This is a genomic window from Streptomyces sp. NBRC 110611 (assembly GCF_001590865.1).
Classification (GTDB): Bacteria; Actinomycetota; Actinomycetes; order Streptomycetales; family Streptomycetaceae; genus Streptomyces.
Map to the genome: position 1 here is coordinate 38,028 of NZ_BBUY01000014.1, position 15,478 is coordinate 53,505.

At 70.8% G+C, this 15,478-nt stretch carries 15 protein-coding genes; 3 read left to right on the plus strand and 12 right to left on the minus strand.

Going from position 1 to position 15,478, the window contains the following annotated elements; all coding sequences use genetic code 11:
- Positions 1 to 21 precede the first annotated feature (21 nt).
- Genes AZE13_RS24445 through AZE13_RS24465 form a run of 5 tightly spaced genes read right to left on the minus strand, consistent with a single transcriptional unit; the run spans position 22 to position 6,467 of the window.
- Positions 22 to 2,136 (minus strand): endo-beta-N-acetylglucosaminidase, encoded by a 2,115-nt coding sequence (locus tag AZE13_RS24445; protein ID WP_066936042.1) that lies wholly within the window; start codon positions 2,134 to 2,136, stop codon positions 22 to 24.
- Positions 2,133 to 3,383 (minus strand): glycoside hydrolase 5 family protein, encoded by a 1,251-nt coding sequence (locus AZE13_RS24450; protein WP_066936045.1) that lies wholly within the window; start codon positions 3,381 to 3,383, stop codon positions 2,133 to 2,135. Before AZE13_RS24450 ends, AZE13_RS24445 begins: the two co-directional genes overlap by 4 nt.
- 50 nt (positions 3,384 to 3,433) lie before the next feature.
- Complete coding sequence (locus tag AZE13_RS24455; protein WP_066936048.1) at positions 3,434 to 4,276, minus strand: carbohydrate ABC transporter permease; 843 nt, start codon at positions 4,274 to 4,276, stop codon at positions 3,434 to 3,436.
- Positions 4,273 to 5,160, minus strand: a complete 888-nt coding sequence (locus AZE13_RS24460) for a carbohydrate ABC transporter permease (RefSeq protein ID WP_181690431.1) — start codon at positions 5,158 to 5,160, stop codon at positions 4,273 to 4,275. The genes AZE13_RS24455 and AZE13_RS24460 overlap by 4 nt, the downstream gene beginning before the upstream one ends.
- A 14-nt stretch (positions 5,161 to 5,174) precedes the next feature.
- A complete protein-coding gene (locus AZE13_RS24465; RefSeq protein WP_066936050.1) occupies positions 5,175 to 6,467 on the minus strand; it encodes an ABC transporter substrate-binding protein in 1,293 nt (430 codons plus the stop codon).
- A 347-nt stretch (positions 6,468 to 6,814) separates the two neighbouring features.
- On the opposite strand from AZE13_RS24465, the gene AZE13_RS24470 reads away from it, so the two are divergent.
- On the plus strand, positions 6,815 to 7,939 hold the full coding sequence (locus AZE13_RS24470) for a LacI family DNA-binding transcriptional regulator (RefSeq protein ID WP_066936053.1): 1,125 nt from the start codon (positions 6,815 to 6,817) through the stop codon (positions 7,937 to 7,939).
- A 55-nt stretch (positions 7,940 to 7,994) separates the two neighbouring features.
- On the opposite strand, the gene AZE13_RS24475 is transcribed toward AZE13_RS24470, so the two are convergent.
- The 3 genes from AZE13_RS24475 to AZE13_RS24485 all read right to left on the minus strand — a co-directional run bounded on the left by AZE13_RS24475 (position 7,995) and on the right by AZE13_RS24485 (position 10,516).
- Positions 7,995 to 8,447 (minus strand): spore-associated protein A, encoded by a 453-nt coding sequence (locus AZE13_RS24475; RefSeq protein ID WP_066936056.1) that lies wholly within the window; start codon positions 8,445 to 8,447, stop codon positions 7,995 to 7,997.
- 285 nt (positions 8,448 to 8,732) lie between these two features.
- A complete protein-coding gene (locus AZE13_RS24480) occupies positions 8,733 to 9,593 on the minus strand; it encodes a lysozyme (RefSeq protein ID WP_066936059.1) in 861 nt (286 codons plus the stop codon).
- Between the two features lie 269 nt (positions 9,594 to 9,862).
- A complete protein-coding gene (locus AZE13_RS24485; RefSeq protein ID WP_079124325.1) occupies positions 9,863 to 10,516 on the minus strand; it encodes a transglycosylase SLT domain-containing protein in 654 nt (217 codons plus the stop codon).
- A 735-nt stretch (positions 10,517 to 11,251) separates the two neighbouring features.
- On the opposite strand from AZE13_RS24485, the gene AZE13_RS24490 reads away from it, so the two are divergent.
- On the plus strand, positions 11,252 to 11,455 hold the full coding sequence (locus AZE13_RS24490; protein ID WP_066936061.1) for a hypothetical protein: 204 nt from the start codon (positions 11,252 to 11,254) through the stop codon (positions 11,453 to 11,455).
- Positions 11,456 to 11,626: 171 nt separating this feature from the next.
- Here AZE13_RS24490 and AZE13_RS24495 read toward each other — a convergent pair whose 3' ends face one another.
- The 4 genes from AZE13_RS24495 to AZE13_RS24505 all read right to left on the minus strand — a co-directional run bounded on the left by AZE13_RS24495 (position 11,627) and on the right by AZE13_RS24505 (position 14,923).
- Entirely contained in the window at positions 11,627 to 12,340 is a 714-nt protein-coding gene (locus AZE13_RS24495; protein ID WP_066936064.1) for a transglycosylase SLT domain-containing protein, read from the minus strand.
- Between the two features lie 521 nt (positions 12,341 to 12,861).
- Positions 12,862 to 14,103: a beta-ketoacyl-[acyl-carrier-protein] synthase family protein gene (locus AZE13_RS24500; protein ID WP_066936067.1), complete on the minus strand. Its 1,242-nt coding sequence runs from the start codon at positions 14,101 to 14,103 to the stop codon at positions 12,862 to 12,864.
- The gene (locus AZE13_RS38325) at positions 14,100 to 14,225 is read right to left on the minus strand and encodes a hypothetical protein (protein ID WP_258527961.1); all 126 of its coding nucleotides are present in this window, start codon (positions 14,223 to 14,225) and stop codon (positions 14,100 to 14,102) included. Before AZE13_RS38325 ends, AZE13_RS24500 begins: the two co-directional genes overlap by 4 nt.
- A gap of 233 nt (positions 14,226 to 14,458) precedes the next feature.
- Entirely contained in the window at positions 14,459 to 14,923 is a 465-nt protein-coding gene (locus tag AZE13_RS24505; protein WP_066936070.1) for a MarR family winged helix-turn-helix transcriptional regulator, read from the minus strand.
- A gap of 143 nt (positions 14,924 to 15,066) precedes the next feature.
- Between AZE13_RS24505 and AZE13_RS24510 the strand changes: the two genes are divergently transcribed.
- Positions 15,067 to 15,477: an organic hydroperoxide resistance protein gene (locus AZE13_RS24510; RefSeq protein WP_066936072.1), complete on the plus strand. Its 411-nt coding sequence runs from the start codon at positions 15,067 to 15,069 to the stop codon at positions 15,475 to 15,477.
- The last annotated feature ends 1 nt before the right edge of the window (position 15,478 follow it).

Genomic DNA, 15,478 nt, shown 5'->3' on the forward strand with positions numbered 1-15,478 from the left:
GATCAGCCGCAAGGGCAGGGACTACCAGGGGTGTTGAGCGGCGGCGGGGGCCGAGACGGTGAACAGTTCATGCACGGCACGTACCTCGAGCCGGGCGGCCGCCTCGCCCTGCGCCCGCCGCAGCCCGGCTATGGCGAACGCCGTGCCGCAGGTCCCGCCGAGGAACACCCGCCGGCCGCCGGGGAGCCGGCGGTGCAGCTCGTAGTGGCGTACCGGGCCGGCGGCGCGCTGCCACCTCAGCCGCAGCGACGTCGTCCCGTCCCCGGCGGTGGCCGCATCGGTGACCGTCAGGCCGGCCGGAGCCGCCGGGCGCCCGGCCACATCGCGCACCGCCAGCGCCCCCAGCCGCCAGGCCACGGGGGTGCCCCCACGAGCGGTCAGCCGCACCCCCAGGGAGTACAGGGTGCCGGTACCCGGCGCGCCGAACCCCAGCGCCGCCCCTGGCCGCACCACGTCGGTGCGCCAGCCGTCGCCCGGCGTCAGGGTCCCGGCCGGCAGCCAGCTGTACGGAGCGGGCTCGCCCGGTGCGGGCGCCTCCCGAGGCGCGACCGCCACCTCGACGGCCACCGGGCCCGACGACGGATCGAGACGATGGGTCAGCTCGACGACCGTGCCGGCGCCGGCCGGCAGCCGGGCCGGGAACAGCTCCAGGGCGGCGGGTGCGCCGAGCCCGCCCCGTACCAGAAGACTGCTGCCACCCCGCCAGGCGTCGGCGAAGTCCAGCGACACCTCCGGGCGTTCGCCGTCGGCCCGTACCGCCCAGCGCCTCGGCGGGAGCCGGTCCTGCAGTCCGAGATGGTTCCAGGGGGAGTCCGAGGTCACCGCGCCGTTCTCGTACCACCGCAGGCCGTGGCCGGTGTTGAAGCTGGTGGCGAACGGCAGCGCGGTGAGCGTCGACCGGTCCGCGACCGCGGTGGCCGGCGCCCGCCAGCCGGCGCCCGCGCCCCCGGGACGGGCCGGATCCAGCACCGCACCGGACCAGAACCGGTCGTCCGCGGCGTGGAAGTCGCCCGGCGTACGGCCCGCCGGAAGGTGATGGAGGGTCCACTCGGGCCGGTAGAAGCCGTACGAGACGACATGGTCCCGCCCGGCGGGGACGATCGCCTCCCAGTCCGCCGGGGTGTCCCAGCCCGCCGACTCGACGTCCACCCCGGCCCACAACTCGTAGCGGTCGCGGCCCAGCCGCTCCGCCAGCCGGCCCGAGCCGGCCAGGGACGCCGCGCTCCAGCGGAAGTCCACGAACATCGTGTCGGCGACCGGCCCGGCACCGTCCTGGAAGAACGGCTGATTGAGGTCGTTCAGCGCGCCCTGCCAGCCGACCCGGCCGGTGCGGTTCATCGCGTCGTACCAGGTGATCCGCAGACCGTGCCCGGCGCCCGCGGCCCGCAGCGCCCGCAGGAACTCCCGCATCGCGCCGGCCAGCGCGGCGTCCCCGCCGTCGGTCTCCGCGTTGATGAACCAGCCGTCGAAGCCGTACACCGTCGCCACCTCGACCAGCTTCCCGGCGAGCGGGAAGCGGCCCGCGGCGTCCCGCTGCACCAGATCGCGGGTCCAGCGCAGCTGCCCGCCGAAGGCGGCCGGCGGCAGGAAGACGGTGCCGAGGACGGGCACGCCGTTGCGGTGCGCGGCATCGACGACCGGGGCGTTCGGCGCCAGGATCAGCCCCTCGCCGGAGGAGCCGCCCCAGAAGACCAGCTCGTCGAGGTACGCCCAGTGGGTCGGCGCGTAGTAGTCCGCGGTCGCCGAGCCCTGCGAGGGGTTGCCGGCCGTGGGGCCGAATGCCGCCAGGGCGCTGATCCGGGCCTGGCCGCCGCGGGCCGTGGTGTTCGCCGGCACCGGCGTGAAGCGCTCGGCGAGCGGGACCGCCGCCGTGTTGAACGCCAGGTCCGGGTCGGACTCGGGGGTCCATTCCTTCAGGCTCCGCCAGGTGACGCCGTCGCCCGGAGTGCCCGACGGCAGCGAGTCGGGGAACCAGTACGACGCGTACGGCTGCAGGGGGCCCGCGGCGCGGCGGTGGTGCCGGGCGGCGGCCCCCGCCGCGACGGCCCCCGGGGACGGCCCGAACAGGGCGGCCGCGGTACCCGCACCGGCCAGCAGCACCCGCCGGCGGGTGACGGGCGACGGTCGCCGCTTCATCGGGCGCTCCTCTGTACCTCGTCGGGGGTGCGGACCTCGGTGATCCCCCGGGACGTCATATGCTGCCGGTCCGCGGCGAGTTCGGCCAGGACGAGCGCCGGGCGGGCGCCCCGCGCGGCGAGCTCGGCCCAGGCCTCGAAGACCGGACCGCCGGGTGCGCACACCGAGCGCCGCGGCGCCGGCCCGGCACCCCCGGCGTCGACGACCACAGCGGTGCTCCGCACCGGCGGCCGGTGCTCCCGGCCGCGCCACTCCTCGGCCAGCGCCGCGACCGCCCGGCCCGCCGGCTTGACCGTACGGTCGTTGCCGAGCAGCCCCAGCCCGTACTCCAGCTCCGGGAAGTCCGCCAGCCCGCGCGCGACGTCGTGCGAACACCACCAGGTGACACCCCAGACGTCCGGGCAGTCCAGGGCGTTGCGGACGGTGGCCTCGGCGAAGCCGGCCGCCAGGTCCTCCGGGATGTGCGGGGCGGGGGCGCCGACCTCCTGCAGCCACACCGGGCGGTGCGGATCCCCGGCCCAGGCCTTGGACAGCTCGATGAGGTAGGCGGCGTGCTGCTCGGTGGCGACGCCCCGGGGGCCGTACCGCTGAGCGGTGCCGTTGAACACCCAGGAGTGCACGGCCGTGACCGCGCCCAGCCGGGCGGCCTGCGCGGGAGTGAACGGATGGCCGTCGCGGTACCAGGCGGCGTCGTACGCGGCGTGCAGATGCGTCCGCCCGGGCGCGCCCCGCTCGCAGGCCGCCAGCATCCGCTCCAGCCACGCCGTGGCCTGCGCCTCGGTGATCCGGTCCGGGTCCGGATGCGGGCCGTCCGAGAACTGGTTGATCTCGTTGCCGAGCGTCATCCCGAGGAAGTGCGGGCGGTCGGCGAGCGCGGCCGCCAGCGTCCGCAGGTACTCCTCCTGGCCCGCCAGCACCTCGGGGTCGGTGAAGAGGTTGCGCCGGTGCCAGGTCCGGGTCCACGCGGGCAGGAAGTCGAAGCTCGACAGGTGGCCCTGCAGCCCGTCGACGGCGACGTCCAGGCCGCGCTCGGCCGCCGCGTCCGCCAGCCGGACCAGCTGCTCCACGGCGCGCGGCCGGATCAGTGCGCGGTTCGGCTGGAAGAGCGGCCACAGCGGGAAGACCCGGATGTGGTCCAGACCGAGGGCGGCGACGGAGTCCAGGTCGGCCCGTACGGAGTCCAGGTCGAAGTCCAGCCAGTGGTGGAACCAGCCCTGGGTGGGGGTGTAGTTGACGCCGAATCGCATGGGGCTCCTTACGGGTACGGGGGCGGGAGCACGGGCACCGTTTGGGCGCCCTAGCCCTTGACGGCGCCCTCACCGACGCCCCGGAAGAAGTAGCGCTGCAGGCAGGCGAAGAGCACGAGCAGCGGCAGCACGGCGATGACGCTGCCGGCCGCGACCAGCCGCTGGTTGTCCGCGAACGTGCCGTGGAGGAAGTTCAGACCGATGGTCAGGGTGAACTTCGACTGGTCGCTCAGCACGATCAGCGGCCACAGGAAGTCGTCCCAGGCACCCATGAACGCGAAGATCGCCACGACCGCGAGGGTTCCCCGCACCGACGGCAGAGCTATCCGGACAAACCGCTGCCAGGCGTTGGCGCCGTCGACGAACGCCGCCTCCTCGACCTCGTACGGCAGGCGCGCGAAGGCGTTCCGCATCAGCAGGACGTTCATCGCCCCGATACAGCCGGGCAGCACCACACCGACCAGGGTGTCGTTCAGCTGCAGCTCCCGCATCGTCACGAACTGGGCGATCATGATGCTCTCGACCGGCACCAGCATCGCCATGAGGAACACGGCCAGCGCGGCCCCGCGGCCCCGGAAGCGCAGCCGGGCCAGGGCGTAGCCCGCCAGTGCCGCGCCCGCGCAGTTGGTGAGCACATTGGCGAGCGCGACCTTCAGGGAGTTCAGTGCAAAGTCCCAGACCGGGATGGTCCGGGCGACGTCGCGGTAGTTGCCCAGGGTGGGGTGGTGCGGAACCAGGCTCGGCGGATAGCGGTAGATGTCCTCGCCGGGTCCCTTCAGAGACGTGGACAGCTGCCAGAGGAACGGGCCGACGGCCAGCGCCAGTACGGCGAGCAGCGGCAGATAGCGGAGCAGCGGCCGCCACCGCCGCGGCCGCCGGGCGGTGGTACTCATGCGTCCTCCCTGCGGTGGGCGCGCAGCACCAGCAGCATCAGCCCCAGCGTGATCACGAACACCACGACGGAGAGCGCGGAGGCATAGCCGACCCGGCCGTTGAGGCCGGTACCGACCTGCTGAACGAGCATCACCAACGTGGTGTCCTCCCCGCCCGGGCCGCCGGTCGGGCCCGCCATCAGATAGACCTCGGAGAACACCTTGAAGGCGTTGACCGAGGAGAGCGCGGCCACCAGCACCATCGTGCCGCGCAGCGCGGGCACGGTGACGGTCAGAAAGCGCCGTACCGCCCCGGCACCGTCGACCGCGCACGCCTCGTGCAGTTCCCGGGGGACATCGGCCAGCGCCGCCAGATAGATGACCATGTAGTAGCCGAGGCCCTTCCAGACCGTGACTGCCATCGCGCTGAGCAGCAACAGCCAGGAATCGCTGAGGAATCCGACCGTGCCGAAGCCCAGCCCTTCCAGCAGCGCGTTGATCAGCCCCCGGTCGTCCAGCAGCCACACCCAGATCAGCCCGACCACGACGACCGAGGCGACCACCGGCGTATAGAACGCGGCGCGGAAGAAGGCGATACCGGGAATCCGCCGCTGCACCAGCATGGCCAGCAGCAGCGGCAGTATCACCAACGGCGGTACCGCGCCCAGGACATAGAGCAGGCTGTTGCGCAGGCCCGTCCAGAACATCGCGTCGTGCAGCATGTCCCGGTAATTGGCGCCGCCGGTGAACCGGCCCGGGGCGAGCGTACGGGCATCGGTGAAGGAGTGCGCCACCGTGCTCAGGAACGGATACAGGCTGAACGCGCCGACGATCAGCAGCCCGGGCGCCAGGAACAGCCAGGGACCGGCCGGCGAATGCGTCGTCACCCGCGCATGCGTCTTCACGGAGCGCCTCGTTCTCAGCCGGTCTTCAACAGGCGATTGCACTCGGCCACCGCGTCGTCCAGTGCCGCCCGGGGTGACTGCTCGCCCTGGACGGCCCGGGCCACCGCATTGCGCAGCACCGTCTTCATCTGGTCGCTGAGCAGCACCGGTGTGTAATTCACCGCGGTCTTCAACGATGCGGCGGACGCCACACGTACCCGGGTCGCATCGGTACCGTCCTCCTTGGTGAAGTACGGATCGTCCAGCGATCCCCGGGTGCTGGGGAAGACCGTGACCTTCCTGGCGAACGCCATCTGGTTCTCCCTGCCGGTGACGAAGTGCGCGAACGCCACCGCCGCCGGTTTGACCTCGCTCCGCGCGTTCACCATCAGGCCCTGCACGTACATATTGGCCTTACCGGTGTTGTTGACCGCGTCCGTGATGCCGATACGGGCGTAGAGGGACGGCGCCTCCTTCCTGAATTTCTCCAGATCCAGCGCACTGCCCGGATTCATGGCCACCGACCCCTGCTGGAACTTCCGCCCCGACGACTCGGCCTGCGCGGTGAGCGCCTGTGCATCCAGCGCCCCGGCCGCGTACAGCTCCTGGTAACGCCGCAGCAACTCGACGCCCTTGGGCTCGTTGAAGGTGAACTCGGTGCCCTGCGCGTTCATCAGCCGTACGCCGTAGCGGCCGAAGTCCTCGACGGACGGTGTGCCGGCCAGCATCGCGATCTTCCGCCCGCTCTTCTCCGCCATCGACAGGGCGTCCCGGAAGAGCTGCTCGTAGGTCCTCGGCGGCTTCCGCGGATCCAGGCCGGCCTTGTGGAACAGCTCCTTGTTGTAGAACATGGGCCCGGTGTTCAGATACCAGGGGAAGCCATAGACACCGGGCAGCCCCGGCATCTCATAGCTCTGCCAGGCCCCCGGCAGATACTCGGCACGGTATTTCCCGGCGGATTTCTCCAGATCCAGCGCCAGTCCGGCCCTGGCCAGCGGATAGGCGAGATCCGGCGACACATTGACGACATCGGGCAGCGTACCGCCGGCCGCGTCCGCACTCAGTTTCTGCGGATATCCCTCGGCCGGCTGATCGACCCACTTCACCTTCGTTCCCGGATATTTCTTCTCGAACGCGGCTATGACACCGTCGAAGTAATCCTTGAAACGTGCCCTGAGATTCCAGGTCTGGAAGACGACCTGCCCCTCGATCTTTCCCGAGGCGCCGTCCGGCCCGCTGGATCCTCCCGAGGGCCCGCATGCCGTCAGGGTGAGCGCCGAGGTGACCAGAGCCGCGGCCGCGGCGGCTGTTCGGCGAGGGAAACGCATGACGGGCGGCTCCTTTGCTCGGACCGGACCCAGAGGAATGGTCGCGGGGCAACTGACCGGAATGCGGGAAGCGCAGTCGGAAATCCGTTGTACGGCATGCGAAGAGCGAAGGGCGGCCTGACGGCCGACGGCCGTCCGAGGGCCTGCTCCAAGCCTCGGACGACAACGCGCCAGACGCTACTAATGCGTTTTAGCGGGTGTCAACACCCGCGCCCCGAACAACTTATCGGTGTCCGTAAGGCAGGCGTCCGCGCATCGTTTGACAGTGCCTTCTGACGCTGATCACACTGACGGAATCGACGCGGTTCAGTGGGAACGCATGCGGTTCGGTCCGAGGGGGATCCGCTATGACAGCGCCCGGTGAGGCGGCCCGCCGGAAGCCGGTGCGCCGGCCGACGATCAAGGACATCGCCCGCCGCGCCGGGGTATCGGAGAGCGCCGTCTCCTTCGCGCTCAACGACCGGCCGGGCGTCTCCCCGCGCACCCGGGCCCGGGTACGGCAGGTCGCGGAGGAACTGGGCTGGCAGGCCAACAGCGCCGCCCGCGCACTCTCCGGCGAACGCGCCGGAGCCGCGGGCCTGGTGCTCGCCCGGCCCGCGCGGACCCTCGGCGTGGAGTCCTTCTTCCTGCAACTCGTCTCCGGTATCCAGGAAGTGTTCGCCACGCGGACGACCGCGCTGCTCTTGCAGGTCGTCGAGGACCTCGACGCCGAGTGCGCGCTCTACCGCCGCTGGTGGGCCGAACGCCGGGTGGACGGCGTCCTCGTGGTCGACCCGCGCACCGACGACCCCCGCCCGGCACTGCTCACCGGACTCGCCCTGCCCGCGGTCGTCATCGGCGGCCCGGCCGCCCCCGATGCCCCCGTACCCGAGCCCGAGCCCGAACGCGGGACCGGCCTCCGCCCGCCTCCCGCACCGCCGCCGCTGTCCACCGTGTGGGCCGACGACGCCGGAGCCATGGCCCGGATCCTCGACCACCTCCACGGCCTCGGCCATCGCCGTATCGCGCACGTGGCGGGCCTGCCCGGCCTGGCCCACACCGAACGCCGCATCCGCTCACTCCGTACCGAAGCGGCCCTCCGGGGCCTCGGTGCACACCAGATCCGCTCCGTGACCACCGACTACTCCGACGCCGAAGGAGCCGAGGCCACCCGGCGCGTCCTCGACGCCGCCGAACCGCCCACGGCGATCATCTACGACAACGATGTGATGGCCGTGGCCGGCGCCTCCGTGGCGGCCGGGCGGGGCATTCCGGTACCGGGGGAGCTGTCCATCGTGGCCTGGGACGACTCGGCGCTGTGCCGGGTCACCCATCCCCGGCTGACCGCACTCGTCCGCGACATCCCCGGCTTCGGACGGCTCGCCGCCCGGGAACTCCTCACCGTCCTGGACGGCGGTCCGCCGCGCTCCGTGGAGGGCGAACTGCCGCAGCTGGAGGCACGCGGGAGCACCGGTCCATGCCCCGCGCACTGACGGCGGGTTCCCGGAGGCGTACCGTCCGGGAACCCGCCGTATCCGTACACCGGGCTCAGCGATCCGTCATGACGCCGGCCGCCATCCGGCCGCAGTTGGAGCCGGAAATGTTGGCGCCGACCGATTCGATCGCACCGCCCCAGTCCACACAGACACCCTTCGCCGGCAGATATACCGGGCCGGCGTAGGAGGTGTACTCACCACTGTCGTAAACCGACTCCGAAGTGCCGTCGCTGGCAGCGAGATAGGTGTACATGTACACCGGCTTACCAGGACTGTTCCGCACCGTCACCACACAGTTCTTGCCAGCGGTCGCGCTGTACGTCAGGTACACGGTCCCCTTTCCGGTGACCGGTACGGAATTCACTACGCGGTAGCCATTCCCGCAGGCTCCGTTGTATGCGGCGGCGGCCGCCGGAGCGGCCGCTGCGGTGGTTGCGCCGGCCATGGCGGCAAGGCCGGTCATGGCCAGTACGGCGGTTCCGGCGAGGGCACGGGAACGCTTCATGGGGATACCCCTTCGGCTGCTGAGCGTCGCGGTGCAGGTCGCCGTGTTGGACAACGCGGGGGCACGGATGGTTGTAAGCCCGGCATGAATTCCCCCTCGTTTCCGGCCTGTTCGAGCGGTGTCGGCCCGGCCGAGCCGTGCAGACCTTTCCGGATTCCGTCTTTCCGCGGAACGGTTTCACGACGGGAACGACGGACGGAGGCGACGGTTCCGCGGCGGCACAACGGCCGGTCCCCGGCGCCTGGTACGGCTCCGGGGACCGGCCGGGGGACAGGAGGCGGCGGGTCAGCCCCCCTTGGCGAGGATCCGCAGCCGGGTGTAGGTCCCGTTGAAGCGATTGCGGTCGCCGATCGGGTGGCCGGAGGAGGTGTGCTGCCAGATGCTGTGGTACCGCCAGCCGGCCGGCAGCGCGCCGACGGAGGAGCCGTAACGCGGGATCCACAGCGGGTTCGCCCGGCCGAACTTGCCGGAATTGCCGGTGCAACGCTTCCACCAGTTGGTCGAGGTGTAGATGATCGGGTCCCGGCCGGTCTCCTCGCGGTAGGTGTCCACGAATTCCTTGATCCAGTGGACCATGGCCCGGTCGCTCTTGCCGTAGCAGGTCGGGCCGTAGGGGTTGTACTCCATGTCCAGCGCACCGGGCAGGGTGCGGCCGTCCTTGGACCAGTCGCCGCCGTGGTCCAGGAAGTACCGCGCCTGTGTGCTGCCGCTGGAGTGGTCGGGGAGGGCGAAGTGGTAGGCGCCATGGATCATGCCGACGCGGTACGAGCCCCGGTACTGGTGCGCGAAGTAGGGATTGGTGTAGTTGACCCCTTCGGTGGCCTTGACATACGCGAAACGCACCCCGGATTTGCGCAGCGACGACCAGCCGACGTGCTTGTTGTGGCTGGAGACATCGACACCGGACACGCCCCGGCCGTGCGCCGCCTGCGGCTCGGGCCCGCCCGCCCGGTTGCCGCCCTCGTGCAGGGCGATGGTGGAACCCATCCAGTCCTGCTCGGGGTGGGCGGGTTTCTTCCCGGCGTCCGATGCCGTGGCGAGGCCGGGCAGCGCGAGGGGCAGAGCGAGCACGGAGAGGAGAGAAACGAGCGTGCCGGCCGCAAGGGGGACTGTACGGCGGGCCGGACCGGATCTGCGCAAGGGCATCGCATGCCTCCGAGGCCTTCGGTTGAGTCAGGTTCGGCAGATTTTGAGCAGAGTTCTGCCGATAAAAGATTTATACGCAGAACTGCCTGACTCTATGACCCAACAGGCCGTCAGTCCGCCGACCGGCCCCGCATCTCACCCGTCTGGCGGCCGGAAACGGCCGGAAACGGTCCGGACAGAGTGAAGCGGGCCCCGGCTGTGCCGGGACCCGCTCCGGTGCGCAGCGGCGAACGCGCCAGACCGCCGCCGGCAGGCTGTGCCGCCCGGGGTCAGTAGGCGGAGTTGACGTTGTCGATGGAGCCGTAGCGGTCGGCGGCGTAGTTGGCCGCGGCGGTGATGTTGGCTACGGGGTCGACGAGGTTGTCGGGGGTGCCGGGGACGTGGTAGCGGTCGAAGGTGGGCTGGATGACCTGGAGGAGGCCCTTGGAGGGGATGCCGTTGATGGCGTTGATGTCCCAGTCGTTGACGGCGTTGGGGTTGCCGCTGGACTCGCGCATGATGTTGCGGTGGAGGCCTTCGTAGGAGCCGGGGATGCCCTTGTCCTTCATGATGTCCAGCGACTCACGGATCCAGCCGTCCAGGTTGTTCGGGTACTCCTTGACGGCGGCCTTGCGCTCGGCGGACCGGTTGGCGGCCTGCTGGGCGGTGTGCTGCTCCTCGACGTCGGCGACCTTGACGCGGTCGGCGACCGAGGAGGCCACCGGGCGGGCGATCTCGGCGGCGTCGGCCTTCACCGGCATGCCCTTCGCGCTGACCGGCTTGACCACGGCCGGGGCGTGCTCAGCGGCCTGCGCGGTGCCCGCGGCCGAGGTGAGGGCCAGACCGGAGGCGGCACCCGCGGCGGCGAGAACGGCCACGGCGACCTTGTGGGTGCGGGTGATGCGGGAAATCCGAGCAGCGCGGGGCAGGGTGAAGCTGGGCATGCAGAGTGACCTCTTCCAGGTACGGGACGGGGAGGCGGCCTTCTTCGGCGGCGCGTTGCGAACCGGAGGTCTTTGCCGCGTTTGCCGCAGGGGGCGTAATTCGCGAGCTCGCTCTCGGTGCGTCGGAATCCATGGTGGGCGACGTCCCTGAATTAAGGCAATAGTGCCCTGTACTAAACGCCTTCGTGAGCAGAATGCAGAGCTCCTGAAGCGATGAACTCTTCTGGCTCCGCAGAGCCGGAAGGGGCACCGGGGATTCGACTAGGCGCGGTCGTAAGTGACATGCATCGCGTGCCTCGCGTCACCCGAAACCAGCCGTAAAACCCGCGTCGGCGGGGTGAATGAGTTGCCTGGCTCACAGCGAAATCACCGGCGGTGGCCCATCGGCGGCCCCACTCGCGGCCCCTTTGGCGGCCCCATTTTCTGTTCCCGGGCGGTCCCTTTTTCCGTCTCGATGTGGCGAGTTTTCCGTCTCGATGTGGCGAGGCGCACTTTCGCGGTACGGCAAATCCACGGGAATTGCGGCCGGCGCCCCTCGTCCGCTCGTCCGCACGGCGGGAGCGGGAGCGGGAGCACCGTCACCAGGCTGGGCCGTCGGTGAGCCGCCGGCTACGGCGATTCGGCGGTGCTGCTGGTCCGTTCGCAGCAGCACCCGGAGCCGTCGCATGACGACGGGGCTGCCGCTCCCCGACAGTGGCATCGCACACAACCGACACGCATCGTAGGGAAGTGCTTATGCTCCGTCGTACCGCCGTCACGCTCAGCGGCCTGCTCGTCACCGGCTTCCTCGCTGCCGGATCCGCCGCCGCGGCGCCCGCTGACGAGGACCGCCGTGACGACCGCTACTACACCCTCAGGGATGAGGCGGGACTCCGCATCGCCGGCGAGGTTCTCGACACGATCTTCGGAGGTGGCCCCTTCCGGGGCTCCCGCCGCTGACGTCGGTGCCCAATGGCAACGGCAGTGGCCCCACCCGCGACTTGCGGGCAGGGCCACTGCCGTTGCCGTTGCCATGTCCGGGGCCGCACCGCGGCGCCCGGCCGATTCCGCTCCGGCCTGTCCGGCCGGTATCGCTCCGGCCCGTCCCGGCCGGTATCGCCACTTCCGGGGTCAGTAGGCGGAGTTGACGTTGTCGATGGAGCCGTAGCGGTCGGCGGCGTAGTTGGCCGCGGCGGTGATGTTGGCTACGGGGTCGACGAGGTTGTCGGGGGTGCCGGGGACGTGGTAGCGGTCGAAGGTGGGCTGGATGACCTGGAGGAGGCCCTTGGAGGGGATGCCGTTGATGGCGTTGATGTCCCAGTCGTTGACGGCGTTGGGGTTGCCGCTGGACTCGCGCATGATGTTGCGGTGGAGGCCTTCGTAGGAGCCGGGGATGCCCTTGTCCTTCATGATGTCCAGCGACTCACGGATCCAGCCGTCCAGGTTGTTCGCGTAGCGCTTGGGGGCGACCTTCGGAGCGGACTTGGGAGCCGCCTTGGGCGCGGCTATCGCCTTGCGCTCCATGGACCGGCTGGCGGCCTCCTTGGCGGTGTGACCCTGCTTCTCGACCGCGGTGATCTTGAGCTGGTCAGCCACGGACGAGGCGGTCAGCCGCTCCTTCTCGCCGTCGTCGGCACGCTCCTTGGCGGTCACCGGCATACCGTTCGCGCTGACCGGCTTGACCACGGCCGAGGCCTTGGCCGCGGGGGCCGCGGCATCGCTCGGCGCCGCGGCGAACGCCAGGCCCGACGTGGCACCCGCGGCGGCCAGTACGGCCACGGCGACCTTGTGGGTGCGGGTGATACGGGAGTTCCGGACAGCGCGGGGCAGGGTGAAACTGGGCATGCGGAGGTGACCTCTTCCAGGGCTTGATGGCGGGGGAAACGGCCTTCGGTTGGCGCGTGAGGACCGAGGGTCATTGCCGCGTTCGCCGCTCTGGCTGAGATCGCCGGCTCGTTCTCGGTGCTACCCGGAACATGTTTAGCGAGCGCCCTGGATGGTGGCAATGATGCCTTGTACTACCTAACTTCGTGAGTTAGGGCGAAATGTCCGCTGTAAAGCCCGCGCTCGGCGGTCGTGGCCCGGAAGCCCGTCGACTAGCGGACTTCGTACGTGACGTGCGTCTCGTGCCGGGCATCACCTGGCGGGCGCCGCACGGACCGTTCCACGACCCCGCGAAGTTGCCTGGCTCACACCGCGAGGAGCGGAAACAGGGGGGAGGGCGGCTGCGGTTTCCGCTGCCGCGGCCGCCCTCCGGCGCTTCCGTCTTTCCGCCGGCGCTTCCGTTGTCCCGCCGGCCGGCCAGGCGCCGAGGGCCCCAAGGCGCTGCCCCGGGTGCGCCGCCCCGGCGGTAGGGGGCGAGCGGGTCAGGCCGAGCGGGTCAGGACCAGCGCGGCGTTGTGTCCGCCGAAGCCGAGCGAGGTCTTGACCGCGCAGTCGAAGGCCCCCCGGCGGGCCTCCTCGCGCACGATCTCGATCGGTAGCCGCGGATCGGGCACGTCGAGGTTCGCGGTCGGCGGCACCAGCTGCCCCTCCAGGGCGAGCACGGTGAGCGCGGTCTCGATCCCCCCGGCGGCGCCCAGCGTGTGCCCGGTCATCGCCTTGGTGGACGTGACCAGGGCGTGATCGCCGATCACTCGCCGCAGCACGGTGCTCTCGACGAGGTCGTTGACCACCGTCGAAGTGCCGTGCGCATTCACATGCCCCACCTCGTCCGGCCGTACCTCCGCGTCCGCGAGTGCGGTGCGCAGCGCCCGCTCGATGCCGTGGCCGTCGGGGTCCGGTGCCACCGGGGCGTAGGCGTCACTGGACGCGCCGTAGCCACGGAGGTACGCGCGGACCGGCGCCCGGCGGGCCTCCGCGTGCTCGGGCCGCTCCAGTACGAGGAGGCCGGCGCCCTCGCCGACGACGAAGCCGTCCCGTGCGACATCGAACGGGCGGCAGGCCGCGGCCGGATTCTCCCGGCGCGTGGAGACCGCCTTCATCCGGCAGGCGCTGGCGATCAGTAGCCGGGAGATGGGGGATTCGGCGCCGCCCGCGATGGCGATGTCGCAGACGCCGGCGCGCAACAGCTGATGCGCGGTGCCCAGGGCGACGGTCCCGGAGGAGCAGGCCGTCGCCACGCCCATGCTGGGGCCGTGCGCGCCGAGATCTGTACAGACGCTGCTGGCGGCCCCGTTGACCACGGTCAGCGGGGCGAGTTTGGGGGAGACCCGCCGTGCGCCGCGGTCGGACATCGCGACATGCTGCTGGTCGTAGAAGGGGAGCCCGCCATGTGCGGAACCGATGACCACCGCGACCCGGCCGCTGTCCCAGGTCTCCGGCTCCAGCCCGGCGTCGGCGACCGCCTCGCGGGCGGCGATCACCGCGAGCTGGGCGAAGCGGTCCATCAGCCGCTGGGCGGCGACACCGAGGACCTCGGTGGTGTCCAGATCCACCGTGTACATGAAGTCGCAGGACAGGTCGACGAGTTCGGCGAGGGGCCGTACCCCGCTCGGGGTCGTCTCCTGGGTGACGGAGTGCCAGGTCGCCTTCGTCCCGACGCCCGCCGCGGTCACCATGCCCACTCCTGTCACGGCCGCGGAGAACGGCTGACGCCTGCCGGTCATGCCGGAACCGGGCCGTCGACGGCCGTCACGAGCCGGCGCAGCGGGGTCTCGTCGGTGACGTCGCCGGAGCGGGCCCCGACCCGTTGGACCAGCAAGGCGTTGACAACTTCTGCCGCGTTCACGTCGCGCTCCTCCACTTGTTGTGGGTGTGCTGCCAACCGCGTCCTGGGCGGGTGTTCGCCGGCGACCCGGCTGGTTTGGCCACTCTTTATATGTCTTCGTCCCGTTAACTCCCCAACCTTGTAGGTCAATGGGGTGATGGCCGCACCGGGCGTGGGGGAGGGGGCTGTCTGCCGCGTTGTGGGCGCGGGTGCGGCGGGGCGGTCGGGCGGGGCCGGTGCTGGGGAGGCGGGCCTCAGGCCTCGTCCAGCGAACTGGTGACGCGCCCCAACAGGTCCTGGAGTGTGCGGAGTTCCTCGATGGTCAGGCCGGTGGCGGCGAGCATTCTGCGGGGGACCGGCAGCGCCTTCCCGCGCAGATCGTCCCCGTCGGGTGTGAGGTGGATGGTGACCGACCGCTCGTCCTCGGTGCTGCGTTCGCGGCGGACCAGGCCGGCCGTCTCCAGGCGCTTCAGCAGCGGCGAGAGGGTGCCGGAGTCCAGCCGCAGCTGTTCGCCGATGGCCTTGACCGGCTGTGCGCCGTGCTCCCACAGGACGAGCATGACCAGATACTGCGGATAGGTCAGGCCGAGGTCCTTGAGGGCGTCCCGGTAGACGCCGCCGAACGCGCGCGACGCGGCGTGCAGCGAGAAGCAGACCTGGTGGTCGAGGCGGAGCAGTTCGGCGTCGGGCACCTGGGGCCTGGTCGTCGCTGAGGTCATGACCCCAGAGTAGCTCGCCGAGCCATTGAATTGCACACAACCAAGTTGCGTGCAATATAAATGTGTGCCACTGTTTCCCGTGTCCGGGTGGCCGGGAGCGGCCGCCACTACCGAAAAAACCGGAAACGAAGGGAAGACGTGTGATGGACGCCCTGTACACCGCTGTCGCCACCGCCAACGGCCGCGAGGGCCGGGCCGTCAGCTCCGACGGCAGGATCGACCTCGCCCTGGCCATGCCGCCCGAGCTCGGCGGCAACGGCGCCGGCACCAATCCGGAGCAGCTCTTCGCCGCCGGATACGCGGCCTGCTTCGCCAGCGCGATGAGCAACGTCGGCCGCCGGATGAAGCTCGACACGAAGGACGTCTCGGTCACCGCCGAGGTCTCCCTCGGCAAGGACGGCACCGGCTTCGGCCTCGGCGTCGTCATGCGGGTGGAGCTGCCGGACGCCCTCGCGGGCGAGACCGGGCGTCGGCTGGTCGAGGCGACCCATGAGTTCTGCCCGTACTCCAAGGCCACCCGGGGCAACATCGACGTCGAGCTCGTCATCGAATAGA

Excerpts from the sequence above, each read along its gene's own strand:
- AZE13_RS24455 (WP_066936048.1), bottom strand. The coding sequence starts at position 4,276 with ATGAGTACCACCGCCCGGCGGCCGCGGCGGTGGCGGCCGCTGCTCCGC.
- AZE13_RS24445 (WP_066936042.1), bottom strand. The coding sequence starts at position 2,136 with ATGAAGCGGCGACCGTCGCCCGTCACCCGCCGGCGGGTGCTGCTGGCC.
- AZE13_RS24490 (WP_066936061.1), top strand. The coding sequence starts at position 11,252 with ATGCTCCGTCGTACCGCCGTCACGCTCAGCGGCCTGCTCGTCACCGGC.
- AZE13_RS24500 (WP_066936067.1), bottom strand. The coding sequence starts at position 14,103 with ATGACCGGCAGGCGTCAGCCGTTCTCCGCGGCCGTGACAGGAGTGGGC.
- AZE13_RS24450 (WP_066936045.1), bottom strand. The coding sequence starts at position 3,383 with ATGCGATTCGGCGTCAACTACACCCCCACCCAGGGCTGGTTCCACCAC.
- AZE13_RS24510 (WP_066936072.1), top strand. The coding sequence starts at position 15,067 with ATGGACGCCCTGTACACCGCTGTCGCCACCGCCAACGGCCGCGAGGGC.
- AZE13_RS24480 (WP_066936059.1), bottom strand. The coding sequence starts at position 9,593 with ATGCCCTTGCGCAGATCCGGTCCGGCCCGCCGTACAGTCCCCCTTGCG.
- AZE13_RS24485 (WP_079124325.1), bottom strand. The coding sequence starts at position 10,516 with ATGCCCAGCTTCACCCTGCCCCGCGCTGCTCGGATTTCCCGCATCACC.
- AZE13_RS24465 (WP_066936050.1), bottom strand. The coding sequence starts at position 6,467 with ATGCGTTTCCCTCGCCGAACAGCCGCCGCGGCCGCGGCTCTGGTCACC.
- AZE13_RS24475 (WP_066936056.1), bottom strand. The coding sequence starts at position 8,447 with ATGAAGCGTTCCCGTGCCCTCGCCGGAACCGCCGTACTGGCCATGACC.
- AZE13_RS24470 (WP_066936053.1), top strand. The coding sequence starts at position 6,815 with ATGACAGCGCCCGGTGAGGCGGCCCGCCGGAAGCCGGTGCGCCGGCCG.
- AZE13_RS24495 (WP_066936064.1), bottom strand. The coding sequence starts at position 12,340 with ATGCCCAGTTTCACCCTGCCCCGCGCTGTCCGGAACTCCCGTATCACC.
- AZE13_RS24505 (WP_066936070.1), bottom strand. The coding sequence starts at position 14,923 with ATGACCTCAGCGACGACCAGGCCCCAGGTGCCCGACGCCGAACTGCTC.